We start from the raw sequence: 14,487 nt of genomic DNA, 5'->3' as shown, positions 1-14,487 counted from the left end.
TCGCTGTTGGGGCTGCGCGGCAAAGCGTCGCCATATACCCCCTCAATCGATCGGACTGGTAGAATCGCCGCCGGTTCACATGAGGTTTATCCATGCACGATCCCCACAGCGAACGCATGAGTGGCAGCGAGACCCGCGCAGCGAGCGGTCTGGCCCTGGTGTTCGCCTTCCGTATGCTTGGCATGTTTATGGTACTGCCGGTCCTGGCGACCTATGGAATGGATCTCGCAGGAGCGACCCCGGCTTTGATCGGCTTGGCGATTGGCGCCTATGGTCTGACCCAGGCGGTTTTCCAGATTCCCTTCGGCATCATTTCCGACCGTATCGGTCGTCGCCCAGTGATTTACCTGGGGTTGATCGTGTTCGCCCTGGGCAGCGTGCTGGCGGCCAATGCCGATTCGATCTGGGGCGTGATCGCCGGACGAATCCTGCAAGGTGCCGGGGCGATTTCCGCCGCAGTGATGGCGCTGCTTTCGGACCTGACCCGCGAGCAGCACCGGACCAAGGCCATGGCCATGATCGGCATGACCATCGGCCTGTCCTTTGCCGTGGCCATGGTGGTCGGTCCGCTGCTGACCCGCAGCTTTGGTCTGTCGGGGCTGTTCCTGGCCACGGGTGCCATGGCCCTGGTGGGCATCCTGATCGTTGCTTTCATGGTCCCGCGCTCCACCGGCCCGTTGCAGCACCGCGAGTCCGGCGTGGCGCGCCAAGCGCTGATCCCGACCCTCAAGCATCCCGATCTGCTGCGCCTGGATCTTGGTATCTTCGTGTTGCACGCCATGCTGATGTCGAGCTTCGTCGCCTTGCCCCTGGCACTGGTGGAAAAGGCCGGTTTGCCCAAGGAACAGCACTGGTGGGTCTACCTCACCGCGTTGCTGATTTCCTTCTTCGCCATGATCCCGTTCATCATCTATGGCGAGAAAAAACGCAAGATGAAACGAGTTCTGCTCGGCGCGGTCAGTACGCTGCTGCTCACCGAGCTATTCTTCTGGGAGTTCGGCGACAGTTTGCGGGCGCTGGTGATCGGCACCGTGGTGTTCTTCACCGCATTCAACCTGCTGGAGGCGTCGTTGCCGTCGCTGATCAGCAAGGTCTCGCCGGCAGGCGGCAAGGGCACGGCGATGGGGGTGTATTCCACTAGCCAGTTCCTCGGTTCGGCACTGGGCGGCATCCTCGGCGGCTGGTTGTTCCAGCATGGCGGTTTGTCGGTTGTGTTCCTTGGATGCGCAGGTCTGGCTGCACTCTGGTTGGGCTTTGCTGTTACCATGCGCGAGCCTCCATATGTGACGAGCCTGCGCTTGCCGTTATCGCCTGAAGCGATCCGCGAAGCTGGTCTGGTTGAGCGCCTGAAAGCCGTCGCTGGAGTAACAGATGCCGTGGTGGTGGCCGAAGAGGCTGCCATTTACATCAAATTGGACACCGAATTATTGGATCGCGCGACGCTCGAGCAGTTGGTCAACTCAGCGCCGTCGCCGCGCGAAGCCTAGGAGAACGTTATGGCCCGTGGGGTTAACAAAGTCATATTGGTCGGTACTTGCGGCCAGGATCCCGAAGTTCGCTATCTGCCTAACGGTAACGCCGTGACCAACCTGAGTCTGGCCACCAGCGAACAGTGGACCGACAAGCAGACCGGTCAGAAGGTCGAGCGCACCGAGTGGCACCGTGTTTCGATGTTCGGCAAGGTCGCTGAGATTGCCGGTGAGTACCTGCGCAAGGGTTCCCAGGTCTACATCGAGGGCAAACTGCAGACTCGCGAGTGGGAAAAAGACGGCATCAAGCGCTACACCACCGAGATCATTGTCGACATGCAAGGCACCATGCAGCTGCTGGGTGGCCGTCCACAGGGCGACCAGCAAGGCCAGGGCGGCATGTCCAACTCGGCACCGCGTCCTCAGCAGTCCCGTCCTGCTCCGCAGCCACAGCGTGAGTCGCGTCCGGCGCCACAGCAGGCCGCTCCGCAGCCGGCACCGGATTTCGACAGCTTCGATGACGATATTCCGTTCTGATTGCTCCCTCGAGCATTCAGTATCGATGAGAAAGGGGCCCCGTACAGGGCCCCTTTTTTATGCCGGACTGTTTCCTTTCAGGCGCTGGGATTGGGCTCAAAGTTGCACTCGGCGCAATCGACCGCTCAGGGCAACCACCTGATGATCCGGTGTGGGAATCGGCCGTCCACTGAGGCCCATGCCTTCGCTCACCAGCACCGCCCCCTCGACGCAGCACAGATTGGACGGTGTATCCAGTTCGTTGGCGAGCACTTGCACACTGCGTTGCTGCAGGTCGCAGCGCAGCAGCCGTCCACTGAAGCGGGCAAAGCCTCCGTGCAAGGTCTCGCCGGACCAATCGGGTTGCAGGGGCTGCAACAGCCGGTCGCACAGTTCCAGCACCAGAATCCGCTCCTGCGGGTCCAGCGCCAGCCCGGTGGGCAATTGCAGCCCGCGAATCAGTACCTCGATCCTGCCACTCTCGGGCCAGACCCGGATTACCTGGCCCGCCTTGTCGGCGAAGTCGATGCCCTTTCGCGCCGGGTCACTGTGCAGCTCGCCAGAGAACAGGCTGATCAGCACCGCGTCGGTCTGTGGCTCATGCACCAGGGTCACGGGTACGGCTTCCTGGCCCTGATCCAGGTCGGGCAGTTGGGCCAGGATCTGCTCCTCACCCTGAGTGAACTCCACCAACTGGTTGGTATCGGGCTTGACCGCCAGCCAGCTCTGGCGCGCGGGGTGATAGCACAATGAGTTGAGGTTGCCGTGGCTGTGGAACAGCGGCTCGGGCGGGCTGTATTGCAGGTCCAGAAGCTTGGAACCGGCGACGTAATCGGTCTGGCTGGCCAGGTAGCGCCCGGTACCGAAGGCAATGTCCGACAGCCCCATGATTTCATCGCGCAGCATCCGCGACTGCATGTTCATCGAGCGAAAACCCTTGGCCAGAACCTCGGGTGGCAGGTAGGTGCCGGGGGCGTGAGGATCTGGTCGCAGGCGACTGATGCGACCGCTGAACGCTTGGTCCGGCAGGCCTGAGCCAGCTTCTACCAGCAGCAGGCTGCCATCGTTTTCCACGCAGATACCGCGAGGGTTGAGCAGCCCCTGGGCGATGATGCTGCTTGAGCGCAGCAACTGTTCCGGCTGGGCGGGAATGTGTAAAGCAACGGGCATGGTCTTCTCCTTGTTCAAGGTTGCCAGGGCGTGCCGTTGAGATAGGCGGTCAGCAGGGAGCGCTGGCTCGGCGACATCGAACGCACCACGGACATGTACAAGGTGGTGTTCTGGTACTCGGGGGATATCCGGGCCAGGATCGCCTGTTTGTAACCCATCACCGCGTCGGGTTGATTGAGCTGGATGTAGCGCGACATGGCAGGGAAGGCCAGGTAATGAAAGCGCAGCACGTTTTGAAACGCCTGCTCCCAGGTGACGATGCTGCCGGTTGGAATGCCGAAGTCGCTCCAGGCGTACTTGCGGAAGTTGCTGAAGCTCTGGGTCAGAGGGTTGTTGTCGATGGTGTAGGTCAGTGTGGTGAAACCGGCCTGGGTATTGGAACCGGCGACGGGGACGACGTTGAAGCTCACCGAAGGTTGACCAGCCGGTACCGTTACCGAGTTCGGAAGCTCCAGGAAGTTCCAGTAGCGATTGGCTTGATAGACGGCGGTCGCCGAGGCGTCGATGCTGATTGGCGTATCTTCCTGTACCGGTGCTCCCAGGTAACGGACTTGCAAGGTGATCTGCACGCCGCTGCTGTCGGGGTCCAGGTAGGTGTTGCGCTGATCGCTGTAGACCCGATACGGGCATTCGGGAGCCGACAGCGCCGGGTTGCGGGTGGTCCCGGGGGCACTGATGCACAAGGGCGTGCTCTGCACCAACTGTGTCTGGGTCGAGTTGAGCGGCACGTCGATGATGCCGCCGTACCGGTAGTAGTCCTGCAGCAGCGGGTCGCTGGGCTCAAAGCTCGCCAGGGGCGTCGTTCCGGCCGCAATGGTGACGGTCCCGTAGTCGGCGTTGGGACCGATGGGGCTGGTGATGTCGTCGCGTACAGCCCTGAACGTCTGCTTGGGGATCAGGTTGACCATGTCGATGCTCAGTTGCCCGTTGGCAACCTCGGCATAGGCAACGCTGTTGATGTTCAGGTCTTTGTCGGCATTGATGATTTGCCGGCCCGGCGGACAGATTTGCGGCTCATCGGTAAACGCCGTGGCCAGGGTGCCGATGATTCGGCCGATGCTCGGGTTCGGGCTGAACTGGTTGGCGGCGTAGTCGGCGTTCAATTGCTCGGTAGTCAGGGTCGGACACATTTCGAACATCACGAAACGCAGCACGATCCCAGTCGCGTTAGGCGCTTCGATCAGGGCCCTGAGTCCGGCACTTTCCTTGTTGTAGCTGACGATGCTGCTCAGCGGAAAGGTCAGTTGAAAGGTGCCGCTGGCATGGAAGGAACCTGGTGAGTCCATGGTTGCCGGCTCCAGCACCCGAGTGTTGAGGTCGAAACTGCTGCACACGGTATCCCAGCGAATCAGTAGCTCAGGCGTGTTGCCGTTGCCGATCTGCAGGCCTCCGACAAAGATCTGGGTCGTGGTGCTGGCTGTGGGGTCCAGGTCGACCATCATCGGGCCGGAGTAGGGCCCTTGTCCGGTGCCGGGTGTAACGGAGCCGAGCAGGTAGACCGGTTGGCCGACCATATCCCCTTCCAACGCAATGTTGCCCGGGGTGCCTTGGGAACTGATCAACGCTTTGTGCAGTGTCACCACGTGTTCGCCATAGTGGTTCCAGCCGCCGGCCGTGTACCGGCTGTTGGGGCCGATTCTCGGGTCCGGGGCGTTGATCAGTTGGTACAGGTGCTCATCGCTGTAGGTCTTGGCCTGGTCCGCCACGGTCGAGGTGGTCAGGTCGAACAGCTCAAGGGACGTGGTGATGCCGTTGGGCAAGGTCGGCGAGTTGTTCGGCACGCTGACGTCGGTGGAGATACCGCCCCAGAAGTTCAGTCGGGGTCCATTCAATATGCTCATGTTCTATTCCTTATCCTTGGTGACGCTGCTGACCGGGGCTTGGGCGAATCTGAACAGGAAGGAGAAGTCGCTCTTGTACTGGCTGTTGAGCGGTGCCGCCATGGAGTGGCAGTTCATGCAGCTGCTGTTGGTCTGGATGTAGCTTTCCATGGTGACGTTGGCCGAAAGCGACGGCGTTGGCTGCCCCAACGGATTGCCGGGGTTGTCCGGCGACTGTGGGCGTTGGGTGGTGATCAACTGGTAGTACTTGAACACGCTCTGCTGTACCTGCGGATCGCTCTGGTACTGGGTATTGATCTGCTGGGTGACGTCCGTGATCGGGGTGACCCGGTTCAGCGGGTCAGGGGTGCTGAAGCTGCTACCGGGTTTGGGCGTACAGACCATCTTTCCCACCTGTTGCTGCCACAGGCACGGGGACTGGTTGAGGCTTTCGGCGGGTGCCTTGGCGTTGAAGTAGGAGTAGAAAATCCCCGAGGCCGGTTGGTCCACCCAACGGCCCCCCAGCTGGGTCTTGGGCGGCACGTTGTCGACCTGCTCGAAGGTCGACCAGATCCACTGCGGGAACCCCTCCACCTTGCTGATGATGTGCAGCCCCACCAATCCCAAGTTGGCCTCGGTGGTGCCACTGGGCTGTCCCTGACTGTCGAACTGGGTGACCAGTGCCTTCATCGTCAGATAGCGGCTGCTGTCGTCGGCGCTGGTGAGGATGCGCCAGCTGCTCTTGATCTCGCCGGCGTTGTTGGGAAAGCCGATGTTCTTCGCGGCATCGACGACCACCGCGTTGTAGAAGTCGTTAGCGACGATGTAGTTGTAGGAGACCTCGTTGGCGGCGATGTCGTAGTAGGTCGGGTTGCCGCGCTGATCAATCAGCCAGCCGCCCACCGCCTGGTTGTCCGCTTGCACCACCTGAGTGTTCTTGACCGCGGCAATGTTGATCAGGCTGAGGTTTCTGCGGGGCAGTTGCGAGTTCCAGGGGCCCGGATTCTTGGCCCCGGGGAGGAAGGTCTCGCTGACGCTCTTGTAGGTCTGCCACACGGTATCGCCTGGGCTGCCCAGGGGCTTGCTGCAATCGGCCACTCCGCGCTGCCCCGCCTGGGCCGGCCAGTTCAGGTTGATGAACATCTGCCAGCTGTATTGATCGAAAGCCTGCTGCGAGGCGCCGACGGCAGGCACCGTTGCTGTGGGTGGGCAGCTGGTTTGCGCCCCCGCTGCACTGGGTTGCAGGGCGCTGGCTTGCTGACTGCCCAGGCCAAGCAACAACAGGGCGGTGAAACGGCTCCAATGGTTCATGAGGCGGCTCCTGTCACTGCGGGGTGGGTGAAAGTTGGTTCCACTGTGGCCGTGCACCGTTCTTCAGCGATGGCGGTGGTGTGAAGAGCTGGCAGTCAGGCGGGTTGACCGGGCACATCTTCGCCACCTGGTCCCAGGTCTTGGCCGGGTCCGGCTTTGCATTGCTCCAGTTGCGGTAGTTCTGGCTGACGATGGGCGCGTTGGCGACGCTGGCATCACCGGAGAAATAGAACGACTGCGGGTGTTGATAGGCCGGTTGGCCCGGCCCGTCGCTGGTGGCCTGCTTGTAGAAGGCATAGCCGAAGAGGATGGGTGGGCTGCCTTTGCCGGGTTTGAGCTCCAAGGCGTAGGCCTGCACGCTGCCGTCCAGATGCTGGCTGCGGGCGGCGCTGTAGGGCAGGTGCTTGATGAAGTCCCGGCGCGGCGGGTGGTTCATGGGCGAGAACAGGCAGCAGGCCGGCATGTCCTTGGGCCGGTCCTCGGGGTAGGTGAGGAAGTAGGCCTTGTTACCCAGGGAGACGAAGGAGCAGGTGTAGTTGTTGTCCTTGATCGGGAAGATCGGCAGGCAGTATTTCTCGTAGTGCTCCATCATCGCCCCGGAGCCGTCGCCGTCGGCCGGGACATAGTCGTTGTCGTAGTAGCTGCTGCCCTGGGACACGGTGTAGTCGGCAGGTTGCAGGGTGCTGGGCGGGCTGCTGTAGGGCGGCGGGTTCTTCTCGTAGTTGGCGGTGACCCGGTACATGGTCCAGTCACTGACCCAGGTTGCCGGATAGAGCGGATCGGTCGGCTCGCCGGCCTTGCGCTTGATCACGCAGTTGTTGTTCAGGGCGTCGCAGCCCTTGGTGTTGTGCACGCCCATGTTGAAGTAGACGTTGTCGGGGTATTTCTGGGCCCACAGTGTCTGGCTGGCGCACAGCAGGGTGGCGGCCAACAGCAGGCGCTTGAAGAAACTGGCGTTCATCTGACTCTCCTTTGCAAAGCCGGGCGACCCAGGTCGCCCGGTGTTCCAGTGCGGGGCCGTTGCGGCTCAGCCTTGCTGATAGTCGTCGAGGTTCAGCTGGGTCGGCGGGTAGCCGGTGCTCACCAGGTCCTTGGCCCAGATTTCCAGCACCTGGCGACGGCTCTGCGGCAAGTCCCGGGTGATAGGCATGGCCAGGGTGCTGGCCTCCTGATACTCCTTACTGATCAGTTTGATGAACTGCTCGATCGCGCCCTCGATGCGTTGCAGGGAGTTGAGCGGCATGTACTTGTTCATGATCGGGTAGAGGTAATAGAAGGGCTGGAGGATTTGCGGAAAGATGAAGCCGTTCCAGATCCGCACGTTGGCGTCGTCGAACTTGCACACGCCGTTCCAGTAGTCGATGAAGTCCTTGAGCATCTGCGGTTCTTGCGGCAGCACCCGCAGCGGCGAAAGGAAGTCGGTGAAGGCACCGGTGTAGGAGAAGCTGAACGGAATGCCCGTCGGATCGTCCTGGATGAAAAACCGCACAGTGGGGAAGCCCGGCGCCACGGCATGCACCGTCAACTGGGCAATGCCGTCGGCATTGGTCTGGATGCGGGTCAGGCTGTAGTTCACGGTGGCGCCCATGCCGGCGTCATTATCCAGTTGCCCGCTCATCGCTTGCGGGTTCTCGAACCTCAGGCAGGGCCTCAGATCGACCGCGGCCGGGGTTTTCAGGAACTCCTGATAGGTGATGGCGTTGCTGACCGGCTCATCGCACGCGGAACCCCTGACGATCATGGCACTCAGGCTCCTGCCACTGCCCTCCCTTAACAGGCTCGGATGCTGCGAACCGCCGATGAACTGGGGCATTCCCGGCTTGTTCTTGGCACGCGCTTTGGGATAGTCAGTGATCAGCACGAAATCTGCCGGGTTGCTGAACGCCAGGTAGTAGTTGCTGGTGGTCAGCATGTAGGCGTTGTTGTACTCGGCGACCCACAAGGTGGTGCCGGCCGTTGCGGGCTTGCCGTTGTTTTGCACCATGATGTTCAGCGTCCGGCTGTCACCGACGTCGATGAAGCTGCCGCTCTCGATGACTTCCGCGGTCCACATCTGCTGTTCGGCGGCGATGGTATCCGTGCCCTTCAGGCGCAGTGCCAGGTTGCCGTTTTTCAACAGGGCCTGGGCGCTGGTATCGAGGGGCAGGTCCAGCAGGCCGGAACGCTTGTCAAAGGCGCTCTGCTGATATTGCTCGTAGCTGACGCTGGTCAGGGGCTCGAAGTTGCCGCCCTGCTGGACCCCCAACTCAAAGTCGCCGACGTGGAACTTGGCGGCGACCGGAACAGCGTTGTTGCGGCCATCCAGATCGGGGGCGGCCGGGCCATCATGGACGTCCGGGTAGATCGGAAAGGTATTGCCCAGATCCAGAGACAGCGTGTCGCCGTGGAGCTCGGCGCTGATCACGCCCAGATTGACCAACTGTTCATCCGCATGGATCTGCGTATCGTCCGGGACCTTTTTGTAGAACGGCACCGAAGTCTTAGGCACCAGGCGCTGGCCGGCCGGAGCGGTGGGGAACTCATTGGCGAACCACAGGCCAAGGGTGCCAGCGGTGCGGCTGTAGGCCGGGTTGAAGAAGGTTTCGGTCGGGTTGTCCAGGCCCATTTGATAGAGCATCTGCAGCCTGGACATGTCCCAGGGCGCCTGGGAATGGCTGTTGACGATCTTGAAGTCGTTGAACAGGCCGTTCTTGTCATAGACGGTCAGGTAGGTGGTGAACCTGATCATCAGGCCCTGGGCGTTCTGACTGAGCATTTCATCCTGCAGGTTTTTCAACAGTTTTGAGTCGCCGATGACCCATTCCAGTTGGTCCTTGGGAAAGCAGGTCTGCCAGGTGGCCGTGACGTAGACCAGGCCGCCAAAGGCGCCCCAGTTGAAGTCGAGAAAGCGGTTGAGCATGCGGTACGTGTGTTTCAGGGTCAGGCCACAGGTGGCGTCACCGAGCACCAACTTGTCGAAGTACAGGGCGGTGAAGGTGTTCTGCCAGGGGCTGACGTCGACGAAGCGTGCGGCGGTCGGGGTCGGGTTGCCGAAGGAGTTGCCCAGCAGTTGGTAGGACTTGTTGATCAGCGGATCGCTGTCGATGTAGCTGTCGACCTTGGATTCCCCGCCGATGATCACCGAGCGCAACTGCTGGTAGTCCACGGTGCCGCAGGCATTGTCGCCGAACAGATCCCACTCGGCGGGAATCATCGGGTAGTTGTTGGGATCGCCGTTGGTGGGCACCTGCAGCACGTAGTCCGGGACGTTCTCGTAGGCCAACGGCGTGATGCCCCAGGGCATCAGCGTTTGTGGGGCATTCTTGTCGTTGATCCCGTACCGGTTCAGGAAAGGCCAGTTCATCTGCATCTTCACCGCGTCGTATAGCGGCAGCACATCGTTGTTGTTGAAGGTTGGCGGGTTCCAGAACATGAAACCGTTGAGGTAGATCCGTGGAAAGTTCAAGACGCTCATGGGCTGCTCTCCTTAGCGTTTCCACTGGGCGCGTTTGAGCGACCAGACGTAATCCAGTTTTTGATAACCGACGAAGTCTTTGTCCGGCAGTACGCTGGTGGGGTAGAGGATTCCGCCTGTGTGGTCGATGTTGAACGAGAAGAAGGTGTTCTTCTTCGTCGAATAGGCCGCTGTGCTGTGGCAGGCCAGGCATGAAGAACTGCCCTGGAACGCCGACTCCAGCTGGGAGTTGGCCAGCAGCTTGGGTTCGGCAAGGTTCTGGTCGTACTGCACGCCGATCAGTTCGTACTGGGCCAGGTTCGAATACTGCTGCTGGAAGCCGGTGTTCACCGGTTTGGCCGCCTCGGTGGGGCCGGTGATGTTGGTCATCGGCTTGGGTGGGGTGTCATTGGTGACGGTGTACTTGGGATTGTTGCGGTTTTCGAAGGTGGTCCAGACCCAGTCCGGGGTCAGCTTGTTGATCACATGCATGCCGCTCAGGGCGGCGTAGCCCACCTGATACTGGCCCGTGCTGTCCACGTAATAGGCCTGGGAGATGTAGTACCCGTCCTGGGTCAACAGGGCCTTGAAGTCCTGGTCGGTGCCGATCCAGAACCAGGAGGTTTTCAACTCCCAGGCCGTGTCCGGGAAGTCCAGGTTGCTGGTGAGCTTGGCCAGGCCATCGCGGTTGTAGATCTTGTTGGCGACGATGTAGTTGAAGGTGTCCTCGCCCATCAACAGGTGAAAACGCACCAACTGTTCGTTTTTCGACGGTGGCACCGGTGGGCCGCTGCGCATTTTCAAAGCCAGGCCATCCACCTGCTGGATACCGTTCTGCGGGCTGCCTGGCATGTCGTTGCCGAGAAACTGAAACAGCCCTTTGGGGTCCATGCCCTGCTTTTGTGCCAGTTCCGGGACTTCGCTCGGCAGGTTTTCATGGTCGGAGTAGGGCAGGGGCTCGGCCCCCTTCAACAGGTAAACCTGATCGGAAGGCTTGAACGTTTCCCAGACCCGATTGTTGTTATGGCTGGCATCCGGCTGGTTGAGGCAGACAAACCAGTTCCAGGCCATGGTTTCCGGGCTCTGCTTGAACGTCGCCAGAGTGGTCGTGGGGTCGTCTGCGAAGGTCAGGAACTTGTTGCAATCGAAGGTGTTCGGGCTCTGTGCCTGAGCGAGACCGCTCAACACACTGAGTACTGCTATAGGGATGGTTCGCCGCATGGAATCTCCTTGGCTTGAGCCGTGTCGTCATAGGGGCGCCCTAGGAAATGCTCTAGGAGCAGGTGCTTTACCGCAGTGGCCGGCAGATGCTCCGGCAGTGGTAAATCGCAATCGGTGATCAATAGCGGTCCCACCTCATCGTTGCTCGGCAAGCGTCCGTGGCTGCCGCGAATCAGACGGGTGTCCAGGGGAATCAGGTCCATGTAGTAGCGAAAGCCGAGCTTCTTCTGCAGCAGGCGGCGGGCGACCCGCAGCTTGGGAAAGCGGATCGCCGGATCGATGAACAGCTCCAGCGGGTCATAGCCCGGCTTGCGGTGGATATCCACGGTGCGGGCGAAGTCCGGGGCCAGGCGGTCGTCGAACCAGTAGTAGTAATCGAACCAGAAGCTCGGGGCGGCCACCGCCACCAGCTCGCCGCTGCGCGGGTGATCGAGCTGCCAGGCCCGCTGTTCGGTTTTATCCAGCACCTGCTCGATACCCGGCTGGCGCTGCAGCAGGGCCTTGACCCGAGCAATGTCCCTGGGCTGGCGCACGTAGACGTGGGCGATCTGATGGTCGGCCACGGCAAAGGCGGCACTGGCGCCGGGGTCGAGCAGCTCCCAACTCAGGGAACGGCGTACTTGCAGCAGGCCCTGTTCCCGCAGCACGCGGTTGATGGAGATTGATTGCTGCACCGCTTCGATGCCGTATTCGGAAACCAGCATCACCGCCGCGCCTTGTTGCTGGGCAAAGTCCAGCAGGCGCCCGACTTCATGGTCGATGGCCCGCACTTCGTCGCTGATGGACGGATGCTCGGGCCCCAGGCGTTGCAGGCTGTAGTCCAGGTGCGGCAGGTAGATCAGTTGCAGGTCGGGGCGACTGATCTGGAACTCGGCGATGGCGCAGTCGACGATCCAGCGACTGGAGGCAATGCCCGCCGCCGGGCCCCAGAAGCCCGGAAAGGGAAACTCGCCAATCTGCCGTTCGATGCGTTCGTGCAGCCCGGGCGGTGACGAGTAGAGGCCGAACATCTTGCGCCCGTCGGCCGGGTAGTGGGGGCGTGGCGTAATGGCGGCATCCACCTCGGCGTACATGTTGAACCACCAGAACAGCTGGCTGCAGCGCAGGCCGGGGATCTCACGTTGCAAGGTCTGCCAGACCTTTTCACCCTGGATCAGCGCATTGGGCTGCAGCCAGAAGCGCACTTCGGCCTGATCGCGCAAATACCAGCCGTTGCCGACAATGCCGTGTTGCGAAGGTGGCAAGCCGGTGAGGATCGAAGCCTGTACCGTCGAGGTCACGGCCGGGAACACCGGGCGCAGCCGGGCCATTTTGGCCCGTTGCAGCAGGGCGTTGATCCGCGGCGTGGCCGGGCCCAGCAAGCTGGGGGTCAGGCCGACCACGTTGATCAGCAGCAGGGGCTGGCGCAGTGCTTCAGAGGGCATGGGCTGGCGCCTCCATGGGGGACGATTGCCCATGCAGCAAGTGCCGCTGGCGCAACTGTTGTTCAACCCACTGCAGCTCTGCGGCTATGCCTTGGAGCAGGGCTTGTTCGGTGTCCGGACGCAGGGTGCCGGGCAGTACGTTCCAGCTGTAGGTCTCGACTTCCAGCACCGGCTGGCACTGCGGATGGGCGGCGAGAAAGTCGAAGGTGCGCATCAGGGCCTGCTGGCTGCCGTTGAGCTCTGGCAACAGGAACTGTTCACTGAACAAGGGCACGTGAAAGTGAATGCGCAACTCGGGGCACTGGCCCTGCACCGCTTCCACCGCCTGCAGTGCCTTGGGCAGGTCGGCCCAGGCCAGCAGTTGGCCTTTGCGGTCACGGGCCTTCACCTGATGCAGGTAGGTGGCTTCGGCGAAGTTACCCAGGGCCTGCAGTACCTGCTCGCGGCGTGCCAGGTCCGTCACCGGCAAGTGACAGATCAGTGCATTGGACAGTTGGATCTTGCCCACCGGAATACGCGCCTGCAGCAGCCGTTGCAGCGATTGGTAACAGTCCTCGAAGACCACCGCCTGGTGGCAGACGTCGAAGCACAGCGCCAGGTATTGATGGTGGGGGTCGGTGGCTTTCCAGCGCTGAAAGAAGGCGATGGCCTGATCGGTGTTTTCCAGTACGCAGTCCGGCTCCATCTCCAGGCACAGCAGGATCTTCTTGCCGCTGCGTCGATGCAGGCTGGCCAGCCCGGCAGTCAACTGCAACAGCTGGGCCTCGGCCTGTTGTTGCTGGGCGTCGTCCCAAAGGGCGGCATAACCCAGGGGCACGCTGGAAATCACGCCCTGTTGGCAGTCCAGGGGCAGGGCGGCGGCGAGCAACTCCGCCAGTTGCAGGCTGTACTCCAGGCGTTGTGGTTCGGCCCAGGTCGGTCGGTAGACCTCGGCCTTCACCGCACCCTGATGGAACTGGCCGTAGGGAAAGCCGTTGAGGGACGTCAGGCGCATCCCGCTGTCGTGCAACAGCCCGAGGAAGGATTCGCGCACTGCGGGCTGCTGCAGCTCGGCGGCCGCCTGGGCGCTGATCCACAGGCCGCTGTCCTGCACCGCCAGGCCACGCTGGCGGCGCACCCCCTGGAAGTGCTGGAGGATCGAACTTTCCAGGCCGGCCACGTCCCGCGCCGGGTGCACGTTGCTGCAGTAACCGATCTGCGCGGCGCTCCAACCGGCCCGGGCGCTCATTTGACCACCGGTTCCTGGCCGCGCAGGGCGGAGTTGTCCTGCCATTGGCGACGCTGGTCGATGGGCAGCGGGGTGCTCACCTGTTGCTTGTCGAGTTGTCCGCTCTGGGCGAAGAAATCCACCGGGTTATGGAACAGCACCTGTTCCACCTGAGCCTCGCTGAATCCGGAGGCGAGCATGGCCTGGCCGGTCTTTGGCACCTTGAGCGGATCGCTGATGCCCCAGTCGGCGGCGCTGTTGACCACCATCTTCTCGGTGCCGTACTCCTTGAGCAGGGCCACCATGCGCTGCTCCGACATCTTGGTGTTGGGGTAGATGGAGTGCCCGCGCCAGCAGTCGCTGTCCAGCACCAGGGGCAGGGTCAGTTCGTTGAGGTGATCGATGATCACCAGATGCTCGGCGATGCCCACTTCACGGATCACCGCCAGGGTGCGCTTGGTGCCGCCGATCTTGTCCCGATGTGGGGTGTGCACCAGCACCGGCAGGTTGAACTGCTTGGCCAGCTCCAGTTGCGCGGCGAGAAAGCGGTCTTCCTCGGGAGTGATGTCGTCGTAGCCGATCTCGCCGACCGCTACCACACCGTCCTTGACCAGGTAGCGCGGCAGGATCTCCAGCACCTCGTTGGCCACCGACAGGTCATTGGCTTCCTTGGGATTGAGGCCGATGGTGCAGAAGTGGTGAATGCCGAACATGCTGGCGCGAAAGCGCTCCCAGCCCAGAAGGGTGTCGAAGTAGTCAATGAAGCTGCCGACGCTGGTGCGCGCCTGGCCTTGCCAGAAGGCCGGCTCGATCACCCCGGTGATACCGGCGGCGGCCATGTTCTGATAGTCGTCGGTGGTGCGGCTGACCATATGAATGTGCGGGTCGAAGTACTTCGGCATGGTGAGTCCCTGAT

The 14,487-nt window shown here is 61.8% G+C and carries 11 protein-coding genes; 2 read left to right on the top strand and 9 right to left on the bottom strand.

The genetic code is table 11. The features are described 5' to 3' along the window. Window positions 1-92 precede the first annotated feature (92 nt). Complete coding sequence (locus tag DWF74_RS12345; protein WP_102865263.1) at window positions 93-1,487, top strand: MFS transporter; 1,395 nt, start codon at window positions 93-95, stop codon at window positions 1,485-1,487. Window positions 1,488-1,496: 9 nt separating this feature from the next. Beyond that, window positions 1,497-2,006, top strand: coding sequence for a single-stranded DNA-binding protein (locus DWF74_RS12340; RefSeq protein WP_011063767.1), 510 nt, complete (start codon window positions 1,497-1,499; stop codon window positions 2,004-2,006). A gap of 96 nt (window positions 2,007-2,102) precedes the next feature. Here the strand turns inward: DWF74_RS12340 and DWF74_RS12335 are convergent, their stop codons facing one another. The 9 genes from DWF74_RS12335 to DWF74_RS12295 all read right to left on the bottom strand — a co-directional run bounded on the left by DWF74_RS12335 (window position 2,103) and on the right by DWF74_RS12295 (window position 14,473). Beyond that, window positions 2,103-3,155, bottom strand: a complete 1,053-nt coding sequence (locus DWF74_RS12335) for a hypothetical protein (RefSeq protein ID WP_115581045.1) — start codon at window positions 3,153-3,155, stop codon at window positions 2,103-2,105. Window positions 3,156-3,169: 14 nt separating this feature from the next. Then, window positions 3,170-4,996, bottom strand: coding sequence for a hypothetical protein (locus tag DWF74_RS12330; RefSeq protein WP_115581044.1), 1,827 nt, complete (start codon window positions 4,994-4,996; stop codon window positions 3,170-3,172). Window positions 4,997-4,999: 3 nt separating this feature from the next. Beyond that, window positions 5,000-6,286, bottom strand: coding sequence for a hypothetical protein (locus tag DWF74_RS12325; RefSeq protein WP_115581043.1), 1,287 nt, complete (start codon window positions 6,284-6,286; stop codon window positions 5,000-5,002). Between the two features lie 13 nt (window positions 6,287-6,299). Continuing rightward, window positions 6,300-7,247, bottom strand: a complete 948-nt coding sequence (locus DWF74_RS12320) for a hypothetical protein (RefSeq protein ID WP_115581042.1) — start codon at window positions 7,245-7,247, stop codon at window positions 6,300-6,302. 66 nt (window positions 7,248-7,313) lie between these two features. After that, window positions 7,314-9,740 carry a hypothetical protein gene (locus DWF74_RS12315; protein ID WP_115581041.1) on the bottom strand — a complete coding sequence of 809 codons (2,427 nt, stop codon included), beginning with the start codon at window positions 9,738-9,740 and terminating at the stop codon, window positions 7,314-7,316. Between the two features lie 12 nt (window positions 9,741-9,752). After that, window positions 9,753-10,940, bottom strand: coding sequence for a hypothetical protein (locus DWF74_RS12310; RefSeq protein WP_115581040.1), 1,188 nt, complete (start codon window positions 10,938-10,940; stop codon window positions 9,753-9,755). After that, window positions 10,919-12,364, bottom strand: a complete 1,446-nt coding sequence (locus DWF74_RS12305; RefSeq protein WP_115581039.1) for an alkaline phosphatase family protein — start codon at window positions 12,362-12,364, stop codon at window positions 10,919-10,921. The genes DWF74_RS12310 and DWF74_RS12305 overlap by 22 nt, the downstream gene beginning before the upstream one ends. Further along, on the bottom strand, window positions 12,354-13,592 hold the full coding sequence (gene eboE, locus DWF74_RS12300) for a metabolite traffic protein EboE (protein WP_115581038.1): 1,239 nt from the start codon (window positions 13,590-13,592) through the stop codon (window positions 12,354-12,356). Before eboE ends, DWF74_RS12305 begins: the two co-directional genes overlap by 11 nt. Further along, window positions 13,589-14,473 (bottom strand): TatD family hydrolase, encoded by an 885-nt coding sequence (locus tag DWF74_RS12295; protein WP_102865272.1) that lies wholly within the window; start codon window positions 14,471-14,473, stop codon window positions 13,589-13,591. Before DWF74_RS12295 ends, eboE begins: the two co-directional genes overlap by 4 nt. Window positions 14,474-14,487: the final 14 nt, after the last annotated feature.

The organism is Pseudomonas protegens (genome assembly GCF_003363755.1).
Lineage (GTDB): Bacteria > Pseudomonadota > Gammaproteobacteria > Pseudomonadales > Pseudomonadaceae > Aquipseudomonas > Aquipseudomonas danubii.
Note: the sequence above shows the minus strand (reverse complement) of the source record. Positions and strands in the feature narration are given on the sequence as shown.